The organism is Phaeobacter sp. CC-HEC084 (assembly GCF_059429255.1).
This window is the reverse complement of the sequence record NZ_JCAIJQ010000002.1, coordinates 2,334,308-2,356,983: the sequence shown is the minus strand read 5'-3', so window position 1 is coordinate 2,356,983 and position 22,676 is coordinate 2,334,308. Positions and strand designations below refer to the sequence as shown.

The following is a 22,676-nucleotide window of genomic DNA, read 5'->3' as shown; positions in this document are numbered from 1 at the left end:
CGTGAGGGATGCCGACTGGCTCCTTCAGTAGAGCGTGATACGCGGAGCCGCGCCCAGTGGCAGAGGGCCAAGGTACATCTGCCCGTCGGTGATCGACAGCGCAATGTCGAGATCCTGTTCACGGCCATGCATCTGAGCCAGCAGCCCCAGGATCCGTTCGGTGCCACCGCGCAGGCGGGCAGGTAGCAGGCCGGAGCGTTCTGCAAGCCGCAGCAGGCCACGCCAATTCTCTGCCCTGATATCCACCTTGCCGCTCATCCGGCCAGCCTCGTCCACATCCACGCTGCCATTGGCCCGCAGGGCAAGGGTGCCCCAATGCGCCTCTGCCTGCGTCAGGGTGATCCGGCGCGGTTGCGGGCGGCGCAGTTCCAGCACGCGTCGGTCCCATGCGGTGTCAAAAAGGACATCCGCCGCGAGCGTGACATCGGTCAGGCTGGGTGGCAGCTCTTCGGCTGAGATCAGCATCCGTTGCAATCTGCCGCGGGGGGTCAGCGTCTCTGCACGGGCCGAAATGCGATAGCTCTCCGTGTCCCCCGTTCGGGTCATGTCCAGGGCAAAGGCAGGGGCGGATAGCAGGATCTTACCCGCCCGCGATATCTTCCACTCTGCCGCCTGCAGTGACATCCGTTCCAGTGACATGGCTGATCCGGGCGCGAGCTGCAGGTCCGCCTGCATGTCCGCAGCCTGCAGGACTGCTGTCTTGTCATAGTGCGACAGGCGCTGCGGGGCGGGGGGAAACTGCAGCGTCACCTCCTGCGGCTTCAGGGGCAGGCTGTAGAGGCTGATCCAATCCGCGCTCCAGGCGGCGCCAGTGCCGGGGTCGGCTAGTGTTGGATGCAGGATGCGCGTCCGGTGCGCTGTCGGGAAACCGGAACTTTCCAGCGCAGCGTATTCCGCCAGCCAACCCTGCCGCTCCTGCTCATCGAACCATTGGGCAATACCGCTGCGCAGGCCCCAGGCGCTGGCGGCCCAATACAGGCTCCATACCAGCCCGGCAGCCACCAGAAGTTTCACAACGCGCATGCCAAAGACCCTCTTTTGCCCGGAGCAGATTTGCTGTTTACAGACAGGGATCAGAAAGGACCAGTTGTCATGACCATGTGGGTGTTCGGATACGGATCACTGTTGTGGAACCCGGGATTTCCCGTCGCGCGCCGCGAGATCGCGACGCTGCAGGGCTATGCGCGCTCCTTCTGCATGAGTTCGGTTCACCATCGCGGCACTGAAGAGAAACCGGGTCTGGTTCTGGCACTGGATGAGGTCGCCGGGGCACATTGCACGGGCCTTGCTCTGGCGGTGGAAAACGGCGCTGAAACCGAGACGCTGGATTATCTGCGCGAGCGTGAGCTGATCTCCTCGGCCTATGTCGAGCGGGATCTGGAGGTGGAGCTGCACACCGGGGATCTTGTGACCGCGGTGACCTATGTGATCGCCCCCCATCATGTGCAGTATTGCGGCGGGATGAGCCTTGAGGAACAGGCCCGGATCATTGCCCATGCGGTGGGCGGGCGCGGTCCCAACACCGAATACCTCTATAATACCGCGAGCCATCTGGCCGAGATCGGGCTGAATGATGAAGATCTGGACTGGCTGGCGGGGCGCGTGCGGCAGATCACAGCATAAAGCCTTGGCGTTGCAGTCTCTTTCCTTGTAGGCTTCAGGCGCGAGAAGAGCACTGAAAGAGGCAGGAGCCCCTTAATATGGCGCAGCCAGACGGTAAGATCAGGCCCCAGTTTTCCCAACCGGTCCGACAGGTCATTCTGATGCTGATTGCATTGGGACTTGCCGGTTTTGGCGCCTTTGTTGCGCTGCCACGTGTGCTGCCGGTGTTTCAGGCCAACCCCTGGCTCAACGGGTTTATCCTTTTCGTCTTTGTGATTGGGGTGCTGGCCTGTTTCTGGCAGGTCGTGCAGCTGATCGGCTCGGTGCGCTGGATCGAAAGCTTTGCCGGCGGCGGCAGCCGCGGCGAAGACCGACCGCCGTCGATGCTGGCGCCGCTGGCCTCGCTCCTGCGGTCGCGGGGGGCGCGGATGCAGCTTGGCTCTTCCTCGACCCGCTCGATCCTGGATTCCGTGGCAACGCGGATCGATGAAGACCGGGAAATCACCCGCTATATCGTCAACCTTCTGATTTTTCTTGGTCTTTTGGGTACGTTCTATGGTCTGGCGACTACGGTTCCGGCGGTTGTAGATACCATTCGCAGCCTTGCCCCGCAGGAGGGCGAAGAAAGCCTGACCATCTTTAACCGGCTGATGACCGGGCTTGAGGCGCAGCTGGGCGGCATGGGTGTTGCTTTTGCCTCTTCCCTTCTGGGGCTTGCCGGGTCGCTCATCGTCGGCCTTTTGGAGCTTTTTGCCGGGCACGGCCAAAATCGGTTCTACCGCGAGCTGGAAGAATGGCTGTCCTCCTTTACCCGGGTCAGCTTTTCTTCGGGCGAAGATGGGGCCGGGGACAGCGGGATCGTTTCCGAGGTGCTGGATACAATGGCCGAGCAGATGGATGCCCTGCAGGGCATGTTCGCCGAAACCGCACAGGGCCGCGTCGCGGTCGAGGAAAAACTCTCGCAGCTGGTCGATAGTATCAACGACATGAACCAGCGTCAGGAACAGAATGAAACGCTGAGCGCGGCCTTGGAGCGGGTGGCTGTCGGGCAGGAAACCCTGACCGAGATCATGCGCGCCCATGGCGACGTGGGCCTTGATGCCGAAAGCCGCATGCGGCTGCGCTCGATCGACGTGCAGATGCTGCGCATTCTTGAGGAAATTTCGGCCGGTCGACAGGAAAGCCTGGCCGAATTGCGCAAGGATATCGACCTGATGGTCAAGGCCTTTGCTCCGCCACGGGGCGGCCAGCGCGCAGCCAAGGCCGCCTCTCAGGACGAGGGTTGACCCATGGCCCTGTCCCGGCGCACTGGGCAACGGTTCCAGGCCTCGATTTGGCCGGGCTTCGTCGACGCGATGACCGGGCTTTTGCTGGTGCTGATGTTCGTGCTGACCATTTTCATGGTGGTGCAATCGGTGCTGCGCGAGACCATCACCGGACAGGAAAGCGAGCTGGACGAACTCTCGTCCGAGGTACAGGCGCTGGCCAATGCGCTGGGGCTTGAGGAACGTTCGAACAATCTTCTGACCGCCCGGCTTGGCGCGCTCACCGCAACGCTGAGCACGACGCAGGACGAACTTCAGCAGGCCGAGGGACAGATTGCCGAGCAGAAATCGCTGATTGCGTCGCTCACCTCGGAACGGGACGCGCGGGTTGCCGATCTAGAGGCCGCGCGTAGCCGCATCACCGCCTTCGAGGCGCAGGTAGCCGCCCTGATCGCCGATCAGGAGGCTGCAACGGCTGAAATCGCGGATCTGAGTGCGGAGCGGGAACAGCTGGAGGCGGACCGGGCTGAGCTGCTGAGTGAGCAGGAAGCCTTGAACCTGGCGCTGGCGCAGGCCCGTGATGAAATCGATGCCGGTGTTGAAGCGGCGAGGCTGGCTGCGGCTCGGCGCGAGGCGCTGGAGGCGATGATCGCTGATTTGCAGGCGGAAGGCACGGCGCAAGAGGCTGAGCTGGCCGATCTGAAAGACCAGCTGAGCGAAGAAGAAACTGCCCGTCTGGCCGAAGCTGCGGCGGCTGAGGCCCTGCGCAAGAAACTGGAAGACGCTGACGCCGAACTGACCGCCATGACCCTGTCGCTGGAGGCACAGCGCCAGCGGGCCGAGGATACGCTGACCCTTCTGGCCGCCGCCGAGGCTGCCAAGGCGCAGCTGGACAGCCAGTTGGAAGAGGCGCTTGCCACGCTGGAAGCCGCCCGCGCGCAATCGCGGGAACGAGACGAATTGGCCGAGCGGCTGACCCGGGTTCTGGCGCAGATGGAGGTCAGCCAGTCCGAGGCCGAGGCGCGGGTCAGCGCCCTTGAGGCGGAACTCGACCGGGTGCGGACCGATGCAGACGCAACCCGCGCCAGTCTGACTGCAGATCTGCAGGCCGCCCGGCAAGAGGCCGCCCGCACCCGTGACGAGTTGGAAGCGGAACTTGCGCGGCAGCAAGCGGCCTCGGTCGAGACGCAATCACAGTATGAAGACCAGCTTGCCCAGCTTCAGGCAAACCACGCCAAGGCCCGGGCGGATCTGGAAGCGGCGCTGAGCGCGGCCGAAGACAAGGCCGACGCAGAGCGGCGTGCCTTGGAACAACAGCTGGCCGAGGTCCGGGCGGATGCTGCCAGCCTGCAGGCCGGGCTTGAGGCACAACTGCAGCAGGCCCGCGCTGATCTTGCCGCTGCCCGCAGCGCTGCCAGTTCCACTGCAGAGGACCGCGCTGCGGTGGAGCAACGTCTGCTGACTGCGCTGGAAGCACTGGAAAACGCCCGCGCGGCGGCCAGCGATACGGATGTCCTGCAACAGCGCCTGCTTGCTGCGCTCAATGCCCAGAAGGAGGCGGAGAACAGCGCCGAGGGGCAGCGCAACCTTGCAGAGGAACGCGCCGCGCTGCTTGCGCAGGCCCGCGCGGCACTGGCCGATCAGAAACAGCTATCGACCAAGGCACAGCGCGAGGCGGCGCTGCTGAACCAGCAGGTCGCAGCCCTGCGCGAACAGCTGGGTAGCCTGCAGGCCATTCTGGACGATTATCAGGCGCGCGATGCAGCGCAGCAGGTTCAGTTGCAGAACCTGGGTCAGGATCTGAACGCCGCGCTGGCCCGCGCCGCCTCGGAAGAGCGCAAGCGCCGGATTCTGGAAGAACAGGAGCGCAAGCGGCTGGAGGCCGAGGCGGCAGCTCTGGCCGACAAGGCGCAGGATCTGGAGCGCTACCGGTCGGAGTTCTTCGGGCGCCTGCGGGATGTTCTGGGCAGCCAGGACGGTGTGCGGATTGAGGGTGACCGTTTCGTCTTTGCCTCCGAAGTGCTGTTCGCTCCGGCAAGCGCCGAGCTGTCGGAGGCGGGCAAGGCGGAAATCGCCAAGGTTGCCCGTATCCTGCAAAGCGTGGCCGCTGCGATCCCGCCAGAGATCAACTGGATCATCCGGGTCGATGGCCACACTGACAACACGACCCTGTTGGGGCATCCGAAGTTCAAGGATAACTGGGAGCTTAGCCAGGGGCGGGCGCTGTCGGTGGTGCGCTACATGATTGATGCGCTTGGCATTCCGCCGGGGCGGCTGGCGGCGAATGGGTTTGGCGAATATCAGCCCGTCAACACTGCCGACACGCCAGAGGCCCGCGCCCAGAACCGGCGGATCGAGTTGAAATTCACCGAACGCTAGGGCGGGACGAAAGGACGTGGATCAGTCGATCCGGATTGGCTGGATGATCCGGTCCACTTCTGCCCCGTCGCGCATCAACCGGGCAATCCCGGTATAAAGCCCGGCAGGCCAGGCTGCCCGGCGCAGACGTTTGCCCGCAGCGCGGAAGAATTGCGCCTGATCCTTTTTCAGAGTGGCCGTCTGATCGATCATTTTGCCGCCCGGCCCGTCAATGGTGAGGGTAAGGGTGTCGCCCTCCCGTCCACCAAAGGCATAGGCCCAGAACACCATCGCAGGCGCATCCTTTGCCAGCATCTCTCCCTTCGCCGCAGTGGTACCGGATTTGATCGCGTCATAGGCTGGAACACCGGTGCTGAACCCGGCACCGAGGAAGCCACCAGCCTCATAAGCAACTGGTTGCGCCCACAGGGAGGCGCCGGATGCCGTGCCGCAGGCGGCGCTGCTATCTGGCTGGAAGGGGTCGACAACCGCGCCATCCTTGCGCAGCGACAGATGCAGGTGCGGGAATTGCGTCTTGCCGGAGAGGCCAACCTCGCCGAGGGCGGTTCCAGCGGGCACCCGGTCGCCCTTGGCGACGCGGAGGGAGCCGCGCTTCATGTGACAATACTGGGTTTCCCAGCCGCCCGCGTGGCGCAGCACCAGACCGTTGCTGCATTCTCGGTCCTTGATCTCGGCAGCGTTTGCCTTGGTCGCGTATTGATCCGGCATGCCATCGCGTAGCCCCGCAACGATCCCGTCCGCGGCGGCTCGCACCGTGACGCCGGTCTGCATGTCCGAAAGGTAGGGCAGGGCGATATCCGTGCCCTTGTGCCCGTCATAAGTCAGGCCGTTGCAGGTGAAATCCTGCGCCCCGGGGCCGGGATCCCGGTCGACGTATTGCTGAATGTGGCAGCTGTCGCCCAACACGCAGTCGATGGGCCAGTCCAATGAGAAATCGCCCGCCGCAACGGGTGCGGCGAGCGATGAAAACAGCGCGAAAAGCGTGCGATACATTATTCTGCGGTCAGCAGCGGCGGCTTGTTACCGGAAATCCGGGGCTTGCCCGGGCCTTCAAGGCGCAGGTCGATCTTGCCGTCCTTGATGCCAACCTTGACGAGACCGCCCTTGGTCAGCTTGCCGAACAGCAGTTCCTCGGCCAGCGGTTTCTTGATGTACTCCTGAATGACCCGGCCCAGAGGACGCGCACCCATCTTGTCGTCATAGCCCTTCTCGGCCAGCCATTCGGCAGCCTTGCGAGTCAGTTCGATCGACACGTTGCGGTCCATCAGCTGCGCCTCAAGCTGCAGTACGAATTTCTCGACAACCTGCAGAATGACCTCTTTGGGCAGCGGCGCGAAGGAGATCACCGCATCCAGCCGGTTGCGGAACTCCGGGGTGAAGGTCCGCTCGATGGCGGCGGTGTCTTCGCCCTCGCGGCGGTCACGACCAAAGCCGATGGCGGCCTTCGCCATATCCGAGGCACCGGCGTTGGAGGTCATGATCAGAACCACGTTGCGGAAGTTCACGGTGCGGCCGTTGTGATCGGTGAGCTGCCCGTTATCCATCACCTGCAACAGGATGTTGAAGACATCGGGGTGCGCCTTTTCGATCTCGTCCAGCAGCAGCACGCAATGCGGATGCTGATCGACGCCATCGGTCAGAAGACCGCCCTGATCAAAGCCGACATAGCCCGGAGGCGCGCCGATCAGGCTGGAGACCGCGTGTTTCTCCATGTATTCCGACATGTCAAAGCGCAGCAGTTCCACACCCAGCGTATCGGCCAACTGTTTGGCGACCTCGGTCTTGCCGACACCGGTGGGGCCCGCAAAGAGGTAGTTGCCGATGGGCTTTTCCGGCTCCCGCAGGCCTGCGCGCGCCAGTTTGATGGCGCTGGACAGCGCGTCGATGGCATCGTCCTGACCGAAAACAACGCGTTTGAGCGATTTCTCCAGATCCTTCAGCACCTCTGCATCGTCCTTGGACACGCTCTTGGGCGGAATGCGGGCGATCTTGGCAACGACGGCTTCAACCTCTTTGACGCCGATGGTCTTGCGACGCTTGTCTTCGGGCACCAGATGCTGCGCGGCGCCGGCCTCATCGATCACGTCGATGGCCTTGTCCGGCAGTTTGCGGTCGTTGATGTAACGCGCCGACAGCTCCACCGCCGATTTGATCGCATCGGTGGTGAATTTGACGCTGTGGTGTTCCTCGAAATAGGGTTTCAGGCCCTTCAGGATTTCGATGGCGTCTTCGACCGTGGGTTCGTTCACGTCGATCTTCTGGAACCGGCGCGACAGGGCGCGGTCTTTTTCAAAGTGCTGACGGAACTCCTTGTAGGTGGTGGAGCCCATGGTGCGCAGCTTGCCGCCCTGAAGCGCAGGCTTCAGCAGGTTAGAGGCATCCATGGCGCCGCCAGATGTGGCGCCAGCGCCGATCACCGTGTGGATCTCGTCGATGAAGAGAACCGCGTCGGGGTGTTGTTCCAGCTCGGTCACAACCGCTTTCAGGCGTTCCTCGAAATCACCGCGATAACGGGTGCCGGCCAGCAGCGCGCCCATGTCGAGCGAATAGATGGTGGTCTCGGAGAGAACCTCCGGCACCTCACCCTGCACGATCTTGCGCGCCAGACCTTCGGCGATGGCGGTTTTGCCAACGCCGGGATCACCAACCAGCAGCGGGTTGTTCTTGCGGCGGCGGCACAGAACCTGAATGCAGCGCTCCACTTCGTGGCTGCGGCCGATCAGCGGATCGATGTCGCCTTCGCGGGATTTCGCGTTGAGATCGACGCAATACTTGGCCAGCGCGCTTTCCTTATTTTCGCCCTCGGCGGCCTGCGGCTGTGGTTCTTCTTCAGCCTCGTGAGCGCCGGAAACCGGGCGCGGTTCGCCAAATGCAGGATCCTTGGCCACACCATGGGCGATGAAGTTCACCGCGTCATAGCGGGTCATGTCCTGATCCTGAAGGAAATAGGCGGCATCGCTTTCGCGCTCGGCAAAGATCGCAACCAGCACATTGGCGCCGGTGACTTCGGTGCGGCCCGAGCTTTGGACATGGATCGCAGCCCGCTGGATCACCCGCTGGAATGCCGCGGTGGGCACAGCTTCGGAGCCGTCAATATCGGTAACCAGGTTCGACAGATCCTCATCCACGAATTCCACCAGGGCCGTTCGCAATTCGCCGAGGTCGACGCTGCAGGCGCGCATCACGCGGGCTGCGTCGGGTTCGTCCAGCAGCGCCAGCAGCAGGTGCTCCAGCGTTGCGAATTCGTGTCGCCGCTCATTCGCCAGCGCCAGCGCTGCGTGAATGGCTTGTTCCAATGTGCTCGAGAATGAAGGCACGGGCGTGCTCCTCTGTCTTGGGTTGAGGGGGGCGGGGCGGCGTATTTACCATCCTTCCCCACTCTCAACCATGGCCTCATAGTATTAGAGTTTGGTTGATAGACCGCCGGCTTCAAGCGCTTTCTTTTATTTTTCGGTCACATTTCTTGTTGCTAAGCCGGAAATGATACACGCCAGAGGTCAGAAATTGTCCTTTCTGCGCCGGATTTCTGTAAAGACATCAACGTCTTCAGCGTTCTGCATGGCCATCGATTCCTTAACGCTGGAAAGATGGGCACGCAGGAAGGGATTTGTGTCCAATTCCAGTTGCAGCGAGGAGGGCACGGTTGGCTCGCCCGCCGCGCGGGCGGTGTCGATCTGCGCGATGCGGGTCTTTAGGGCGTCGTTGTCCGGGTCGATCGTAATGGCAAAGGCGGCATTGGCCTGGGTGTATTCATGGCCGGAATAAACCACGGTTTCGGGAGGCAGAGCGGCAAGGCGCGACAGGCTGTTCCACATCTGCTCGGGCGTGCCTTCGAAGAGGCGGCCACAGCCAAGCGCCATCAGGCTGTCAGCGGTAAAGACGGCGTTGCTGTCCGGGATGTAAAAGGCGATGTGGCCAACGGTGTGGCCGGAAACATCCAGCACCTGAACCTCGTGACCGAACAAATCGAAGCTTTCACCATCCTGCACAGCGCGATCCAGATCTGGCAGCCGGTGTGCATCTGCGGCCGCGCCAGTCACCGAGGCACCAAAGGTGCTGCACAGCTCCTTGGTCCCGTCAATATGGTCCCAGTGGTGATGGGTCAGCAGGATCTCGTCCAGCCCCCATCCGCGCTTCTTCAGGGCGGCGGTGATGGCGGCAGGATCCGGAGCGTCAACCAGTGCGGTGCGCCCCGATGCGGCGTCATGCAGCAGGAAGGCGTAGTTGTCAGAGAGGCAGGGAACGGTGACGATCTCAAGGGGCATGGTCATTCGCTTTTTCATTGTTAGACTGCCCCCAGAGTGACCCAAGCAGCAGGCGCCCGCAATGCATCTTGATGTTCAGGATCTGAGGAATTTCTACTACCGCAGTACCCTTGGCCGGGCCGCGCAGGCGGCAATCCGGGCGCGCCTGTTGCAGATGTGGCCCGATGCGACGGGGCAGACTGTTGTGGGCTTTGGCTTTGCCGCGCCGCTGCTGCGTCCCTATCTGGCGGATGCGCGGCGGGTGATGGCGATGATGCCGGGGCCGCAGGGGGTGATGCAATGGCCGGCGGGCATGCCGAATGTGTCGGTCCTGTGCGAAGAGGTCAGCTGGCCTATCGAAACCGGGCGCGTGGACCGGTTGGTGATGCTGCACGGGCTGGAGACCTCTGAACGCCCGTCGGATCTGCTGGAGGAAGCCTGGCGCGCGCTTGGCCCCGGTGGGCGGGCGATTTTCATCGTCCCAAACAGAGCAGGGTTCTGGGCACGGTCGGATAAAACCCCCTTTGGCTATGGGCGCCCCTACACGCTGACACAGCTGGAAAACCAGCTGCGGCTGCACCAGTTCACCATCGAGCAGCATACGGCGGCGCTTTACCGACTGCCGAGTTCCCGGCGGTTCTGGCTGAAATCCGGAGCGCTGCTGGAAAAGATGGGGCGGCGCCTGCCGGCGGTGCTGGCAGGGGGGGTGATCCTGGTCGAGGTCAGCAAGCAGACCCATCAGCAAAAGGGGCTGATGACCCGCGTCAAACGCAGCAACCCGATCCGGGTGCTGGAAGGGCTGTCGAACCCGGTTGCAGAACCTGCCTGACCCGCGCCATGTCCCCGTGCCGATGGCCGCAGCCATGCACAGGGCGCAATGCTAAAGGTGATTCCCGCAGGTGCCCTGCCTGGCGCGTGGCGTGCTCATTTTGCGGCAAGACTGCACGAAGGGGGAACAAATGCCGTTTTTTGACCCTCAGGAATCGCAATTCGATGAAGAACTTGTTCATTTTTTGTAGCCTGTTGCGGGGGCAAAGGGCCGCAGTTCCGCTAAGGCATTGAAAACACTTAACTCGGTCATTTTGCCGTTACCGTTATAGGCAGTTGATAGGTTGGGAACGCTCTGCTACATCCACGCTGATTTCGATGGCCTGCCACGCTGGTGGGCTGACTCACACCCCCGGGTGCTGCCTGACGCAGGTATGCAGACCGGGGCCAAAATAATATCGGAAGGGTGGACGTGTCCGAACCAGCTTCGATTTCTGCAGGCATCGCCGCGCGCTATGCCACAGCGGTCTTTGAGATCGCTGACGAGAACAAGGCGCTCGACAGCCTTGAGACCAGCATCAATGACCTGGCAGCTGCCCTGGCTGACAGCGAAGACCTTCAAAACCTGATCAGCTCGCCTCTGGTGACGCGCGAAGAGCAGGCCGCCGCAATCGATGCGGTCAGCACCAAGATGGGGCTGGACCCCACCTTGCGCAATACCCTGTCGCTGATGGCTGCGAAACGCCGCCTGTTCGTGGTGCCAGCTCTGATCGACTCCCTGCGCGCCAGCCTGGCTGAAGCACGTGGCGAAGTGACCGCAGAGGTCACCTCGGCCAAGGCGCTGACCAAGACCCAAAGCGAAAAGCTGGCCAAGACTCTGGCCGAGCGCGTGGGCAAGAAGGTTACCATCAATGCAACCGTCGATGAGAGCATCATTGGCGGTCTTGTCGTTAAAGTGGGCTCGAAGATGATCGATAGCTCGATCCGCTCCAAGCTCAACTCCCTACAGAATGCAATGAAAGAGGTCGGATAAATGGGTATCCAAGCAGCAGAGATTTCTGCGATCCTGAAAGACCAAATCAAGAATTTTGGTCAAGAAGCAGAGGTGGCCGAAATCGGCCGCGTGCTGAGCGTCGGTGACGGTATCGCCCGTGTGTACGGCCTCGACAACGTCCAGGCCGGCGAAATGGTCGAGTTCCCGGGCGGCATCATGGGCATGGCGCTGAACCTCGAAGCCGACAACGTCGGTATCGTGATCTTCGGTTCGGACCGCGACATTAAAGAAGGTGACACCGTCAAGCGCACCAACTCGATCGTGGACGTTCCCGTTGGCCCCGAACTGCTGGGCCGCGTTGTTGACGGTCTGGGCAACCCGCTGGACGGCAAGGGCCCCATCAACGCCAAAGAGCGCGGCATTGCCGACTCCAAGGCACCGGGCATCATCCCTCGTAAATCGGTTCACGAGCCGATGGCAACCGGCCTGAAATCGGTCGACGCGATGATCCCGATCGGCCGTGGCCAGCGTGAGCTGATCATTGGTGACCGTCAGACCGGTAAGACCGCCGTTGCTCTTGACGCGGTTCTGAACCAGAAAGTCTACAACGACGCCGCAGGCGACGACGAGTCCAAGAAACTGTACTGCGTCTACGTTGCTGTCGGTCAGAAGCGTTCCACCGTTGCCCAGCTGGTTAAGAAGCTGGAAGAAAGCGGCGCGATGGAATACTCGATCGTGGTTGCCGCAACCGCGTCCGACCCGGCTCCGCTGCAGTTCCTGGCACCCTATGCCGCAACCGCGATGGCAGAATACTTCCGCGACAACGGCAAGCACGGCCTGATCATCTATGATGACCTGTCCAAGCAGGCCGTTGCTTATCGTCAGATGTCCCTGCTGCTGCGTCGTCCGCCGGGACGTGAAGCTTACCCGGGTGACGTTTTCTACCTGCACTCCCGTCTGCTGGAACGTTCGGCCAAGCTGAACGAAGACTTCGGCTCCGGTTCGCTGACCGCTCTGCCCGTCATCGAAACCCAGGGCGGCGACGTGTCCGCGTTTATTCCGACCAACGTGATCTCGATCACCGACGGTCAGATCTTCCTGGAAACCGAACTGTTCTACCAGGGTATCCGTCCTGCTGTGAACACCGGTCTGTCGGTTTCGCGTGTGGGCTCCTCGGCTCAGACCGACGCGATGTCCTCGGTTGCCGGTCCGGTTAAACTGTCGCTGGCTCAGTACCGCGAAATGGCGGCCTTTGCGCAGTTCGGTTCCGACCTCGACGCTGCAACCCAGCAGCTGCTGGCCCGTGGTGCGCGCCTGACCGAGCTGATGAAGCAGCCGCAGTACTCGCCGCTGACCAACTCGGAAATCGTCTGCATCATCTTTGCTGGCACCAACGGTTACCTCGACAACGTCGACGTCAAGGACGTTGGCCGGTACGAAGCCGAACTGCTGAGCTTCCTGCGCGGCAAGAAGGCTGACTTCCTGCAGTGGATCACCGACGAAGACCCCAAATTCAAAAAGGGTGAGCCGGTCGAAAAAATGAAGGCGGTACTCGACGAATTCGCTGCCGACTTCGCGTAAGGAGATAAGGCAGTGCCAAATCTCAAGGACCTGAAAAACAGGATCGCGAGTGTCAAAAGCACTCGTAAGATCACAAAAGCCATGCAAATGGTGGCCGCGGCGAAACTTCGCCGCGCCCAGGAAGCTGCCGAAGACAGCCGTCCCTATGCCAAGCGGTTCAACGCCGTTATGGCATCTCTGGCAGCCTCGGTCGGCGACAGCGAAGCAGCGCCCAAGCTGCTTCGTGGCACCGGAAGCGATCAGGTACAGCTGCTTGTCGTTTTGACAGCCGAGCGTGGACTGTGTGGTGGCTTCAACGCCAACATCGCCAAGCTGGCCCGTCAAAAGGCAGCTGAGCTGAAAGCGGCAGGCAAGACGGTCAAGATCCTGACCGTTGGCAAAAAAGGCCGCGACGCGCTGCGTCGTGACTTTGAAGCCGATTTTGTCGGTCACGTGGACCTGAGCGAGGTCAAGCGTCTTGGCTATGCCGATGCGCAGGGCATCGCAAAGGACATCCTGACCCGCTTTGACGCTGGTGAATTCGACGTTGCGACGATCTTCTACTCGGAGTTCGTCAACGTCGTGACACAGGTGCCGACGGCACAGCAGATCATTCCGGCCTCTTACGAGGGCGGCGAAGCCGAAGAAGCCTCGGCGGTATATGACTACGAACCCAGCGAAGAGGCGATTCTCGCCGACTTGCTGCCTCGTGGCGTATCCACCCAGATCTTTTCGGCGCTGCTGGAAAATGGCGCATCCGAACAGGGTGCCCGGATGAGCGCGATGGACAATGCGACACGCAACGCGGGCGATATGATCGACCAGCTGACCATCGAGTTTAACCGTTCCCGCCAGGCCGTGATCACCAACGAGCTGATTGAAATTATTTCGGGCGCCGAGGCGCTCTAAGAGACAACCGGAGACCAACAAATGGCAAATGCAAAAGGCAAGGTGGTTCAGATCATCGGCGCCGTTGTCGACGTCCAGTTCGACGATGACCTGCCCGCGATCCTGAACGCCCTCAACACCGACAACAACGGTAAGAATCTGGTTCTGGAAGTTGCGCAGCACCTGGGCGAAAACACCGTCCGTACCATCGCAATGGACGCAACCGAAGGTCTGGTTCGCGGTCAGGAAGTCACCGACACTGGCGCGCCGATCTCGATCCCCGTTGGTAACGCGACCCTGGGCCGTATTCTGAACGTCGTCGGCGAGCCCGTTGACGAAAAGGGCCCGGTGAAAGCCGAAGAAACCCGTCCGATCCACGCGGCGGCGCCTGAGTTCAACGAACAGTCGACCGAGTCGGAAATCCTGGTGACAGGCATCAAGGTCATCGACCTTCTGGCGCCTTACTCCAAGGGTGGTAAGATCGGCCTCTTCGGCGGTGCCGGCGTGGGCAAGACCGTTCTCATCATGGAACTGATCAACAACATCGCAAAAGTGCACTCGGGCTTCTCCGTGTTCGCCGGTGTTGGTGAGCGGACCCGTGAAGGTAACGACCTTTACCACGAGATGATCGAATCCAACGTGATTAAGCCCGACAACCTGTCGGAATCGCAGGTTGCGCTGGTTTATGGTCAGATGAACGAACCTCCGGGAGCCCGTGCGCGTGTTGCGCTGACCGGTCTGACCCTGGCGGAACAGTTCCGTGACCAGTCCGGTACCGACGTTCTGTTCTTCGTGGACAACATCTTCCGCTTTACCCAAGCCGGTTCCGAGGTTTCGGCTCTGCTTGGCCGTATCCCCTCCGCTGTGGGCTACCAGCCGACGCTGGCAACCGACATGGGTGCGATGCAGGAGCGTATTACCTCCACCAAGAACGGCTCGATCACCTCGATCCAGGCTGTGTACGTTCCCGCGGATGACCTTACCGACCCCGCACCGGCAACCACCTTTGCTCACCTCGATGCGACCACGGTTCTTAACCGTGCCATCTCCGAGCTGGGCATCTACCCGGCTGTGGACCCGCTCGACTCCTCGTCGCGCCTGATGGACCCGCAGATCGTTGGCGAAGAGCACTACGCAGTGGCTTCCGACGTTCAGCAGATCCTCCAGCGCTACAAGTCGCTGCAGGACATCATCGCGATCCTTGGTATGGACGAACTGTCCGAGGAAGATAAGCTGACCGTGGCCCGTGCCCGTAAGATCCAGCGCTTCCTGTCCCAGCCGTTCGACGTTGCGAAAGTGTTTACCGGTTCTGATGGTGTGCAGGTTCCGCTGGAAGACACCATTGCCTCGTTCAAGGCAGTTGTGGCCGGCGAATACGACCACCTGCCCGAAGGCGCCTTCTACATGGTTGGCGGCATCGAAGAGGTGAAGGCAAAAGCCGAGAAAATGGCTGCTGAGGCGGCCTAAGGAGGGCCCTGATGGCTGATACCATGCAATTCGACCTCGTGAGCCCGGAGCGGAGCCTTGCTTCGCTTCAGGTGAGCGCGGTTCAGATCCCCGGCGCGGAAGGCGACATGACGGCTATGCCGATGCATGCGCCGACCATCACCACGCTGCGCCCGGGTGTCCTGCGGGTCGAAAGCCCCCAAGGCACTTCGGAGTATGTGGTCACCGGTGGGTTTGCCGAAATCGGTTCCGAGGCGCTCTCGGTTCTGGCCGAAAAGGCAATCCCGATGGATGAAATGACCCGTGCGCACCTGGATGAGCTGATCGAGGACGCACGTGAGACCTACAAGACCGCTAAGGAAGAAGAGCAGCCCCACGACATCGTCGAGGAAGCCGCGAAACTTCTGGCGGACATGGAGGCCCTTGGCACCCACATGAGCCTCTAAGGTTCCGCGCCAAGCGAGAAAGACTTTGTAAACCGGCCCTTATGGGGCCGGTTTTCTTTTGTGCGCTCAGATGGTTTTATGACGCTTCAGGGTTGTGGGTGCGTCAGGCTGCCCGCGAGCGGAGGATTGGAAATTCATGAAAAGACTGCGAAACCCGCGCACCGGGATTGATCAGGGCGATCTTGTGGTGTTTTCCGAGTTCGACAGCGGCGGCAGCATGTGGACAGGGGAGGGCGCCCGGGAGCGGCGCAAGACCGTGCGGTTTTCCGAAGCCTTTGCCCGCCCGCCCGCGGTGCAAGTGTCGATGTCGATGTGGGACATGGATACTTCGGCTGCTGTGCGGGCCGAACTGGTTGCCGAGAATATAACCGCCACCGGGTTTGATGTGGTGTTTCGTACCTGGGCCGACAGCCGCGTTGCGCGGGTACGGGCAGCTTGGATGGCCATTGGCGATATGCCGTTCGAGGATGACTGGGTGGTGGACTGACCAGCCTCTGAGCGCGGCTCTGCTGAGCACATCCCGGTAATCAAACGGCCCCGGCGAAGAACTCGCGCGGGGCCGGTGTTATTTCGGACTTCCGGTCGCTGCACCCAGCGGGGCGTGCAGGCCGTCAGACGTGGCTGTAAAGCGACTCGTAGATCGGGATCAGGGTCTTGTCTTCGAACAGCGACGAGACCGAAGTGCCGTGCCAGATGTTGAGGATCGCCTGCGTGAATAGGGGCGCGGTCGGCAGGATACGGATGTTAGGCGCGGCCGAAACTGCCTCGGTCGGCTGGATGGTGTCTGTCAGAACCAGCGATTTCATCACCGAGTTGGTGACGCGTTCCACTGCCGGGCCGCTCATGACGCCGTGGGTGATATAGGCGTGTACCTCGCGCGCACCATTGTCGAGCAGCACCTGCGCCGCCTTGCACAGCGTGCCGGCGGTGTCGCACATGTCGTCGACGATCAGGCAGATCTTGTCCGTTACATCCCCGATTACGGTCATCTCGGCCACTTCACCGGGCTTTTCACGGCGTTTGTCGACGATCGACAGGGGGGCGTTGATGCGTTTCGCCAGCTCGCGGGCTCGGGCCACACCGCCGACGTCGGGCGAAACGACCATCAGATCGGCCATGTTGTCCTTGAACTGGTGCTTCACATCCAGCGCAAAGATCGGCGAGGCGTAGAGGTTGTCCACGGGAATATCGAAGAAGCCCTGGATCTGCGCCGCGTGCAGGTCCATGGTCAGGATCCGCTCGATCCCGGCGCCGGTCAGCATGTTGGCCACCAGTTTGGCCGAAATCGGCGTGCGGGCCTTGGTGCGGCGGTCCTGCCGGGCATAGCCGAAGTAGGGGATTACAGCGGTGGTGCGGCGTGCCGAAGAGCGGCGCAGCGCATCCGAGATGATCAGCAGCTCCATCAGGTTGTCATTGGCCGGGTTCGAGGTCGGCTGAATGATGAACATATCCTCGCCACGGACGTTCTCGTAGACTTCTACGAAGATCTCTCCGTCGTTGAACCGCTCGACACGGGCATCCACCAGCCCCTGATCGACGCCGCGGTGCATGCTCATGCGGCGGGCAATGGAATTGGCGAGCGGGAGGTTGGCGTTCCCAGCGATAAGCTTGGGTTCGTTCATGGTCGGCATTGGCTGATATCCCCGGGCAGCAACGGCAATGTGTCAGATTCGTGATATTGAACCCCGCTTAGCATGCGCCTAGGTTCCAGCCTAGTTCAAAGCCGGAGAAAAGCGACATGGCAACAATTGATTTCTACTTCTCGACCCTGTCCCCTTACACATATCTTGCGGGAAACAGGCTCGAGCAGCTTGCCGCCGCGCATGATGCACAAATTACGTACAAACCGTTCGATATTCAGGCGCTTTTCCCGCGCACCGGCGGCACCGCTCCGAAGGACCGTCATCCGGCCCGTCAGGAATACCGCCTGATCGAGATGGAGCGTCAGGCCAAGAAGCTGGACCTGCCGATCAACCTGAAGCCCGCACATTGGCCCACCAATGCGGCGCCGTCCTCCTATGCGATCATCGCAGCACAGAACGCAGGGGGCGGTGATCTGGGTGCCCTGGTGCAGAGCATTCTGCGCGCCTGCTGGGCCGAGGAAAAGGACATCGCCGAGGATGCCGTGATCCGCGAGTGCCTAACGGCGGCGGGGTTTGATGCCTCTTTGGCAGACAGTGGCCTTCTGGCGGGCGCTGAGACGTACGGTCAGAACCTTGAAGACGCGGTTTCCGCTGGTGTTTTCGGCGCACCCTTCTATGTCACCGGTGATGGCGCCAAGTTCTGGGGCCAGGACCGGCTGGATGATCTGGACCGGCACCTGTCGGAGTAAACCCTGGATGAAAGATCTGCCGCACGACCTGCCACAACCGGTATTCTCTCGCAGTTTCGGGGAGGGGCCCCGCCAGATGCTGGCGGTGCACTGCTCGCTGGCGCATTCCGGGACCTGGCGCGGTCTGTGCGAGGCACTGGAAGGGGCCGTGACCATCACGGCCTTTGACATGCTGTCCCATGGTCGCAGCCCGGATTGGGACCGGCAGGGTGACTATCAGGATCGCAACACGGCGGCAGGCCTGTCGCTGATGCCAAAGGGCCAGCCGATCGATCTGATTGGTCATTCCTTTGGCGCCACAGTGGCGCTGCGTATGGCGCTGGCCCGGCCGGACCAGGTGCGCAGCCTGACCCTGATCGAGCCGGTTCTGTTCCGGGTCGCGCTGGAGGATGATCCGGAAATGAGCACCCGGGTTCAGGAGGAGAACAGGCCCTTCCTGGACGCTTATGAGGCCGGGGACGAGGCGCTGGCGGCGCGGTTGTTCAACCGCAGCTGGAGCTCTGGCGCGCCGCGCTGGCCGGACCTGCCCGAGACCACCCGCGCAGCGATGACGCGGGCCATCCATATCGTTCCGGCCTGTGACGCGGCGGTCTATCAGGACCGGCCGGGGGTTCTGGCGCCGGGCGTTCTTGAGGCGCTCGATCTGCCGATCCTGCTGCTGCGCGGCAGTGAAACCAACCCTATCATCGGCGTGGTCAACGACGGTCTGCTGCGCCGTCTGCCCAACGCCCGATCTGGGGTGATCGCGGACGCCGGGCATATGGTGTCGATCACCCATCCTGCCGAAACCGCAGCCGCGATTCGTGCCTTTTGGAGCGATACAGACCGCGAAACGGCGCCGGAAGGCCGTTAGGACCTCCCGGTTTCTATCACAATGTGGTGATTGTGGTGACAGTCTCTCTGAAGAAATCGAGCTTCCCGGCCTCCTCGTGAGAGGTGATATAGGTGACGCTGCGCACCATACCGTCCCGCACGCCGTAGAAGAACTCCTGCTCAAAACGCGTCATCGCCCAGCCATTGCCGAGCGGCGTGGTGGAGAGGTCAAGAATACGCGTGCCCTTGGGGAAGACCTCTGTTCCCAGTCGGGCCAGCAGGCCGCCAAGCTCACTCACGCCATTTGCCTGCTGCCAGCTGGTGTCGGCCTCATCCTTGTAGTGATCGATACGGAAATCAATGTCCTCGGCCAGAAGTCCGAGGATTGCAGGATCTGCAGCCTCGAACAGGCGCAGGACCTGATCAATCACAGGGCCCTGAGATTGATCATTTGATGGCGGGGTGCCCGTCTGGATGTTCATGGTAAGCTCCACTTTCTTGCTGATGTAACGAGTGGGGTCTTTCTGGCAGACCGTAGGCCTATAGGTAATTGCTGGATCGGCTATCCATGGTATAGCTGATGCCTATGAATGATCTTGCGCCACTCAGGTATTTTCGCTCCGCTTATGAAACCGGAACCTTCAGCGCGGCGGCGCGGCTGAACGAGGTGCGCCAGCCGTCGGTCTCTGCCGCCATTGCCCGGCTGGAGGCGCATTACGGGGGGCCGTTGTTTCACAGGGGCGCTGCGGGGCTGGTGCCGACGGATCTGGGCCGTGAGCTGTACCAGATGGCAGGGGTGGTGTTGAACAGCCTCAACCAGATGGAGGATCGGCTGGCCCGGCGGGTGCGGCCCGTGCTGCGTCTCTATTGCTTTGCGGATGTGCTGACTTCGCCCTTTGAACAGGGGCTACGGGCAATCACCCGGGATGCGGAGGGCGCGGTGCTGCAGTTCACTGACGATGCGGCACTTGCCGATGTAGTGCTTTGCGCCGAAGACTGCGCGCCGCAGGGCATGCCGTTCCGATCTTTGTGGGAAGAAGGCTATGGCGTAGCCCTGCCTGTCGGGCACGCGCTGAGCCGGGAGGCCGAACTGAGCCTCGCGGATCTGGCTGAGGTGTCCATGATCGCGCGTCCCTATTGCCCCTCGGCAGATCTGTTCGGCGGGGTTCTGCAGGATCCTGACCCGGAAAAGGCTCTGCCTGTTGCGGCCAAGGCCATGCACGATGCCCAACTGCTGGATCTGGTCGCTGCCGGGCTGGGTGTGGCGCTGGTGCCGATGTCCCATGGCCGTGCTTCGCAGCGGATCGTGGTGCGCCCGCTGCGTGACGCCAAGGATGTGCGCCGCCGGATGGGGATTGCCCATAGGCGGACCAGCTTTGCCGCAGGGGCGGCAGATCGGCTGGCCTCGGCGCTGACAGGGCAGGGCGCCTGAGGCGCAGGTCAGATTACAGAAGGTTCAGAAAGGCTGTGATCTCGTCCCGACTGATCGACCAGTCGCAGACGAAACGTGCGGTGACCATTTCATCCCCGGGACCATCCAGCGGGCCATCCCACAGGTGATAGACCGCGCCTGCATCCAGCAACCGCTGGTGAGTGGCGCGGGGCAGGGCGGCAAAGACCATATTGGCCTGCGGCATCTCCAGCGTGGCGCCTGCGGCCTGCAACCCGTCTGCCAGGAAGGCGCAGGAATCATTGGCAGCCTGCGCGCTGGACAGCCAAAGATCATCGCGCAGATAGGCCAGCATCTGCGCCGACAGATAGCGGTGTTTGGAGAACAGATGCGCCCCGCGTTTGCGGCGCAATTCGAATTCCCAGGCGTGTTTGGGATCAAAGAAAATCACCGCTTCGACGCCCATCAGCCCGTTCTTGGTGCCGCCAAAGGACACCACATCGATCCCCGCTTTCCAGGTCATGTCCGCAGGCGAGCATTTCAGCGACACCAGCGCGTTGGTGAAACGCGCGCCATCCAGATGCACCGGCAGGTCATAGTCCTTGGCCACGGCGCAGAGGGCGGAGAGTTCATCGGTGGTATAGACAGATCCGCGTTCGGTGACTTGTGTGATGGAGACCGGGCCGCGTTGCGGTCCGTGCACGCCGCGCACTTCCTCACCCGCGATGCTCTGGCGCAGGGCCTCGGCACTCATCTTGTCGCCGCCCGGCACCAGCGTCAGCTTGGCGCCACCGGTATAGAATTCCGGGGCGTTGCATTCATCCTCGTGGATATGGGCCACGGGGCTGCAGAAAATCGTCTGGAAGGGCTGCGACAGCGTTGCCAGCGCAAGGGAGTTGGCAGCGGTGCCGGTGGCGACAAGATAGATCGCTGCCTCGGGAGCTTCGAAGATATCGCGCAGGCGGTGGCGTACCGCCTCCATCTGAGCATCGGCGCCATAGCCCATGGCATAGCCCATGTTTGCCTCTGTCAACGCCTCCAGAACCTCGGGGTGCACAGGGCCGGAATTGTCAGAGGCGAAAAACATCAGATGGGCTCCTCGATGATATGGTCTTCCCAGTCTTCTTCGGGGGTGTCGAATTCGGAAACGGTCATGCCCTGTACGGATACGCCCGCCTCATGCACGCTGTGCGGGCTGCCGGTTTCCAGCGGGTGCCACGCGGGCAGCGGTTTGCCCTCCCACAACAGGCGATAGGCGCAGGTCTGCGGCATCCAATAGGCGTGGGTGTCCAGATTGTCCGGCTTCAGCACGATACATTCAGGAATGAACTGGTGGCGGTTCTCGTAATGGGCGCAACGGCAGGTCTGATCGTCCAGCAGGCGGCAGGCCACGCGGGTGAGGGCGACTTCACCGGTGTCTTCGTCTTCCAGCTTGTTGAGGCAGCATTTGCCGCAACCATCGCAGAGCGCCTCCCACTCCTTCTGAGACAGTTTGTCGAGCGGCTTTTTCTCCCAAAAACGCGGGGTCAGGCCGGAGCGTTCGATACCAGATCGTTTCATGCGTTTGCCAGTATGTCGCGGGCCTTGGCGCAATCGGCGTCCATCTGCGCGATCAGCCCCTCCAGCCCGTCAAAGGTCATTTCGGGGCGAAGGTAGTCCACCAGCCCCACGGACAGGGTGGCGCCATAAAGATCACCGGTGAAGTCGAACAGGAAGGTTTCGATATTGGGATGATCGCCATCGAACATCGGGCGCACCCCGACCGAAGCGGCGCCGTGGTAGCTGCCCTTGTGCGGGCCATCCAGCACATCGACCAGCACCGCATAGACTCCGAATGCGGGCGGGTGCAGCCCATCGATGGACATGTTTGCAGTGGGAAAGCCCAGGTCGCGGCCGCGTTGTTCGCCGCCGATCACAGTGCCTTCGATGCGGTGCCAGTGCCCAAGCATCGCCGCGGCGTCGCGAGGGCGGCCATCGCTCAGCGCTTGGCGGATCGCGGTCGAGGAGACGGTATGTTCGGAATACTCCATCAGCGGCGCGATGGTGACGCCAAAGCCCAGATCCTGCCCAAAGCGGATCAGATCCTCGGCGGTGCCGGCGCGCCCCTTGCCGAAACAGAAATCGGCGCCCACCACCACGTGTTTCAGACCCAGACCTTCGGCCAGTACCTTGCTGGCAAAATCTTCCGGGGTCAGCCCGGACAGGGCGGCGTTGAAATTCAGCTGATAGAGCTTATCCACGCCGAGTTTTTCCAGCCGCGATGCGCGCGCGGCGGCGGACATCAGGCGAAAGGGCGGCGCGGCGGGGGCAAAGAATTCGCGCGGATGCGGTTCAAATGTGACCACGCCCAGAGGGGCCTCCGGCGCCGCCTTGCGGGCCAGATCGATGACCGAGCGGTGACCGCGGTGAACGCCGTCGAAATTCCCGATCGCGGCAGAGGCGCCGCGATCCCGCTCTTCTACAAACTGATAGTCACGGATGATGCGCATGGCGCCTGCCTAGCGCCCTGTGGCAGGGCTTGCAAGCGCGCGATGTGCTGCCGTTACGGA

At 62.0% G+C, this 22,676-nt stretch carries 22 protein-coding genes; 13 read left to right on the top strand and 9 right to left on the bottom strand.

From position 1 onward, the window contains the following. Positions 1 to 24: 24 nt before the first annotated feature. Entirely contained in the window at positions 25 to 1,023 is a 999-nt protein-coding gene (locus AC5SSZ_RS11475; RefSeq protein ID WP_495438242.1) for a DUF2125 domain-containing protein, read from the bottom strand. A 69-nt stretch (positions 1,024 to 1,092) separates the two neighbouring features. Here AC5SSZ_RS11475 and AC5SSZ_RS11470 point away from each other — a divergent pair, with 69 nt between their 5' ends. The 3 genes from AC5SSZ_RS11470 (at position 1,093) to AC5SSZ_RS11460 (ending at position 5,246) form a co-directional block, all read left to right on the top strand. Next, positions 1,093 to 1,623, top strand: a complete 531-nt coding sequence (locus AC5SSZ_RS11470) for a gamma-glutamylcyclotransferase (RefSeq protein ID WP_495438241.1) — start codon at positions 1,093 to 1,095, stop codon at positions 1,621 to 1,623. Between the two features lie 77 nt (positions 1,624 to 1,700). Continuing rightward, on the top strand, positions 1,701 to 2,888 hold the full coding sequence (locus tag AC5SSZ_RS11465) for a biopolymer transporter ExbB (RefSeq protein WP_065272865.1): 1,188 nt from the start codon (positions 1,701 to 1,703) through the stop codon (positions 2,886 to 2,888). A 3-nt stretch (positions 2,889 to 2,891) separates the two neighbouring features. Next, entirely contained in the window at positions 2,892 to 5,246 is a 2,355-nt protein-coding gene (locus AC5SSZ_RS11460) for a peptidoglycan -binding protein (protein WP_495438240.1), read from the top strand. Between the two features lie 21 nt (positions 5,247 to 5,267). Here the strand turns inward: AC5SSZ_RS11460 and AC5SSZ_RS11455 are convergent, their stop codons facing one another. From AC5SSZ_RS11455 to gloB, 3 genes are all read right to left on the bottom strand, one after another. Next, the gene (locus AC5SSZ_RS11455; protein ID WP_495438239.1) at positions 5,268 to 6,239 is read right to left on the bottom strand and encodes a M23 family metallopeptidase; all 972 of its coding nucleotides are present in this window, start codon (positions 6,237 to 6,239) and stop codon (positions 5,268 to 5,270) included. Beyond that, positions 6,239 to 8,563 carry an ATP-dependent Clp protease ATP-binding subunit ClpA gene (gene clpA, locus AC5SSZ_RS11450; protein WP_495438238.1) on the bottom strand — a complete coding sequence of 775 codons (2,325 nt, stop codon included), beginning with the start codon at positions 8,561 to 8,563 and terminating at the stop codon, positions 6,239 to 6,241. The genes AC5SSZ_RS11455 and clpA overlap by 1 nt, the downstream gene beginning before the upstream one ends. 180 nt (positions 8,564 to 8,743) lie before the next feature. After that, on the bottom strand, positions 8,744 to 9,517 hold the full coding sequence (gene gloB, locus AC5SSZ_RS11445; protein WP_495438237.1) for a hydroxyacylglutathione hydrolase: 774 nt from the start codon (positions 9,515 to 9,517) through the stop codon (positions 8,744 to 8,746). Between the two features lie 55 nt (positions 9,518 to 9,572). Between gloB and AC5SSZ_RS11440 the strand changes: the two genes are divergently transcribed. From AC5SSZ_RS11440 to AC5SSZ_RS11410, 7 genes are all read left to right on the top strand, one after another. Continuing rightward, a complete protein-coding gene (locus AC5SSZ_RS11440; protein ID WP_065272870.1) occupies positions 9,573 to 10,319 on the top strand; it encodes a methyltransferase domain-containing protein in 747 nt (248 codons plus the stop codon). 411 nt (positions 10,320 to 10,730) lie between these two features. Then, on the top strand, positions 10,731 to 11,291 hold the full coding sequence (locus AC5SSZ_RS11435) for a F0F1 ATP synthase subunit delta (protein ID WP_065273759.1): 561 nt from the start codon (positions 10,731 to 10,733) through the stop codon (positions 11,289 to 11,291). Continuing rightward, positions 11,292 to 12,833 carry a F0F1 ATP synthase subunit alpha gene (atpA, locus tag AC5SSZ_RS11430; RefSeq protein WP_065272871.1) on the top strand — a complete coding sequence of 514 codons (1,542 nt, stop codon included), beginning with the start codon at positions 11,292 to 11,294 and terminating at the stop codon, positions 12,831 to 12,833. 12 nt (positions 12,834 to 12,845) lie between these two features. Next, positions 12,846 to 13,721 (top strand): F0F1 ATP synthase subunit gamma, encoded by an 876-nt coding sequence (locus tag AC5SSZ_RS11425; protein ID WP_065272872.1) that lies wholly within the window; start codon positions 12,846 to 12,848, stop codon positions 13,719 to 13,721. A gap of 21 nt (positions 13,722 to 13,742) precedes the next feature. Beyond that, the gene (atpD, locus tag AC5SSZ_RS11420; protein ID WP_274830162.1) at positions 13,743 to 15,167 is read left to right on the top strand and encodes a F0F1 ATP synthase subunit beta; all 1,425 of its coding nucleotides are present in this window, start codon (positions 13,743 to 13,745) and stop codon (positions 15,165 to 15,167) included. An 11-nt stretch (positions 15,168 to 15,178) separates the two neighbouring features. After that, entirely contained in the window at positions 15,179 to 15,592 is a 414-nt protein-coding gene (locus tag AC5SSZ_RS11415; RefSeq protein ID WP_065272874.1) for a F0F1 ATP synthase subunit epsilon, read from the top strand. A gap of 136 nt (positions 15,593 to 15,728) precedes the next feature. After that, positions 15,729 to 16,079 (top strand): H-type lectin domain-containing protein, encoded by a 351-nt coding sequence (locus tag AC5SSZ_RS11410; protein ID WP_065272875.1) that lies wholly within the window; start codon positions 15,729 to 15,731, stop codon positions 16,077 to 16,079. A gap of 124 nt (positions 16,080 to 16,203) precedes the next feature. On the opposite strand, the gene AC5SSZ_RS11405 is transcribed toward AC5SSZ_RS11410, so the two are convergent. Further along, positions 16,204 to 17,223, bottom strand: coding sequence for a ribose-phosphate pyrophosphokinase (locus tag AC5SSZ_RS11405; protein ID WP_065272876.1), 1,020 nt, complete (start codon positions 17,221 to 17,223; stop codon positions 16,204 to 16,206). 107 nt (positions 17,224 to 17,330) lie between these two features. Here AC5SSZ_RS11405 and AC5SSZ_RS11400 point away from each other — a divergent pair, with 107 nt between their 5' ends. Both AC5SSZ_RS11400 and AC5SSZ_RS11395 read left to right on the top strand, forming a co-directional pair. Continuing rightward, complete coding sequence (locus AC5SSZ_RS11400; protein WP_274837806.1) at positions 17,331 to 17,924, top strand: 2-hydroxychromene-2-carboxylate isomerase; 594 nt, start codon at positions 17,331 to 17,333, stop codon at positions 17,922 to 17,924. 7 nt (positions 17,925 to 17,931) lie between these two features. Beyond that, entirely contained in the window at positions 17,932 to 18,777 is an 846-nt protein-coding gene (locus AC5SSZ_RS11395; RefSeq protein WP_495438236.1) for an alpha/beta fold hydrolase, read from the top strand. A gap of 16 nt (positions 18,778 to 18,793) precedes the next feature. Here AC5SSZ_RS11395 and AC5SSZ_RS11390 read toward each other — a convergent pair whose 3' ends face one another. Continuing rightward, complete coding sequence (locus AC5SSZ_RS11390) at positions 18,794 to 19,219, bottom strand: hypothetical protein (RefSeq protein ID WP_495438235.1); 426 nt, start codon at positions 19,217 to 19,219, stop codon at positions 18,794 to 18,796. Positions 19,220 to 19,317: 98 nt separating this feature from the next. Between AC5SSZ_RS11390 and AC5SSZ_RS11385 the strand changes: the two genes are divergently transcribed. Then, positions 19,318 to 20,169, top strand: a complete 852-nt coding sequence (locus AC5SSZ_RS11385) for a LysR family transcriptional regulator (protein WP_082996109.1) — start codon at positions 19,318 to 19,320, stop codon at positions 20,167 to 20,169. A gap of 13 nt (positions 20,170 to 20,182) precedes the next feature. Here the strand turns inward: AC5SSZ_RS11385 and AC5SSZ_RS11380 are convergent, their stop codons facing one another. The 3 genes from AC5SSZ_RS11380 to AC5SSZ_RS11370 are packed head-to-tail and all read right to left on the bottom strand — an operon-like array spanning position 20,183 to position 22,616. After that, entirely contained in the window at positions 20,183 to 21,214 is a 1,032-nt protein-coding gene (locus AC5SSZ_RS11380; protein ID WP_274837802.1) for a threonine aldolase family protein, read from the bottom strand. Continuing rightward, a complete protein-coding gene (locus AC5SSZ_RS11375; protein WP_274830156.1) occupies positions 21,214 to 21,687 on the bottom strand; it encodes a YcgN family cysteine cluster protein in 474 nt (157 codons plus the stop codon). Before AC5SSZ_RS11375 ends, AC5SSZ_RS11380 begins: the two co-directional genes overlap by 1 nt. Then, entirely contained in the window at positions 21,684 to 22,616 is a 933-nt protein-coding gene (locus tag AC5SSZ_RS11370) for a bifunctional riboflavin kinase/FAD synthetase (RefSeq protein WP_274832901.1), read from the bottom strand. The genes AC5SSZ_RS11375 and AC5SSZ_RS11370 overlap by 4 nt, the downstream gene beginning before the upstream one ends. Positions 22,617 to 22,676 lie beyond the last annotated feature (60 nt).

Coding starts and splice junctions, on each gene's coding strand:
- AC5SSZ_RS11475 (WP_495438242.1), bottom strand. CDS start 1,023: ATGCGCGTTGTGAAACTTCTGGTGGCTGCCGGGCTGGTATGGAGCCTG.
- AC5SSZ_RS11470 (WP_495438241.1), top strand. CDS start 1,093: ATGACCATGTGGGTGTTCGGATACGGATCACTGTTGTGGAACCCGGGA.
- AC5SSZ_RS11465 (WP_065272865.1), top strand. CDS start 1,701: ATGGCGCAGCCAGACGGTAAGATCAGGCCCCAGTTTTCCCAACCGGTC.
- AC5SSZ_RS11460 (WP_495438240.1), top strand. CDS start 2,892: ATGGCCCTGTCCCGGCGCACTGGGCAACGGTTCCAGGCCTCGATTTGG.
- AC5SSZ_RS11455 (WP_495438239.1), bottom strand. CDS start 6,239: ATGTATCGCACGCTTTTCGCGCTGTTTTCATCGCTCGCCGCACCCGTT.
- gloB (WP_495438237.1), bottom strand. CDS start 9,517: ATGACCATGCCCCTTGAGATCGTCACCGTTCCCTGCCTCTCTGACAAC.
- AC5SSZ_RS11440 (WP_065272870.1), top strand. CDS start 9,573: ATGCATCTTGATGTTCAGGATCTGAGGAATTTCTACTACCGCAGTACC.
- atpA (WP_065272871.1), top strand. CDS start 11,292: ATGGGTATCCAAGCAGCAGAGATTTCTGCGATCCTGAAAGACCAAATC.
- atpD (WP_274830162.1), top strand. CDS start 13,743: ATGGCAAATGCAAAAGGCAAGGTGGTTCAGATCATCGGCGCCGTTGTC.
- AC5SSZ_RS11415 (WP_065272874.1), top strand. CDS start 15,179: ATGGCTGATACCATGCAATTCGACCTCGTGAGCCCGGAGCGGAGCCTT.
- AC5SSZ_RS11410 (WP_065272875.1), top strand. CDS start 15,729: ATGAAAAGACTGCGAAACCCGCGCACCGGGATTGATCAGGGCGATCTT.
- AC5SSZ_RS11405 (WP_065272876.1), bottom strand. CDS start 17,223: ATGCCGACCATGAACGAACCCAAGCTTATCGCTGGGAACGCCAACCTC.
- AC5SSZ_RS11400 (WP_274837806.1), top strand. CDS start 17,331: ATGGCAACAATTGATTTCTACTTCTCGACCCTGTCCCCTTACACATAT.
- AC5SSZ_RS11395 (WP_495438236.1), top strand. CDS start 17,932: ATGAAAGATCTGCCGCACGACCTGCCACAACCGGTATTCTCTCGCAGT.
- AC5SSZ_RS11390 (WP_495438235.1), bottom strand. CDS start 19,219: ATGAACATCCAGACGGGCACCCCGCCATCAAATGATCAATCTCAGGGC.
- AC5SSZ_RS11385 (WP_082996109.1), top strand. CDS start 19,318: ATGCCTATGAATGATCTTGCGCCACTCAGGTATTTTCGCTCCGCTTAT.
- AC5SSZ_RS11380 (WP_274837802.1), bottom strand. CDS start 21,214: ATGTTTTTCGCCTCTGACAATTCCGGCCCTGTGCACCCCGAGGTTCTG.
- AC5SSZ_RS11375 (WP_274830156.1), bottom strand. CDS start 21,687: ATGAAACGATCTGGTATCGAACGCTCCGGCCTGACCCCGCGTTTTTGG.
- AC5SSZ_RS11370 (WP_274832901.1), bottom strand. CDS start 22,616: ATGCGCATCATCCGTGACTATCAGTTTGTAGAAGAGCGGGATCGCGGC.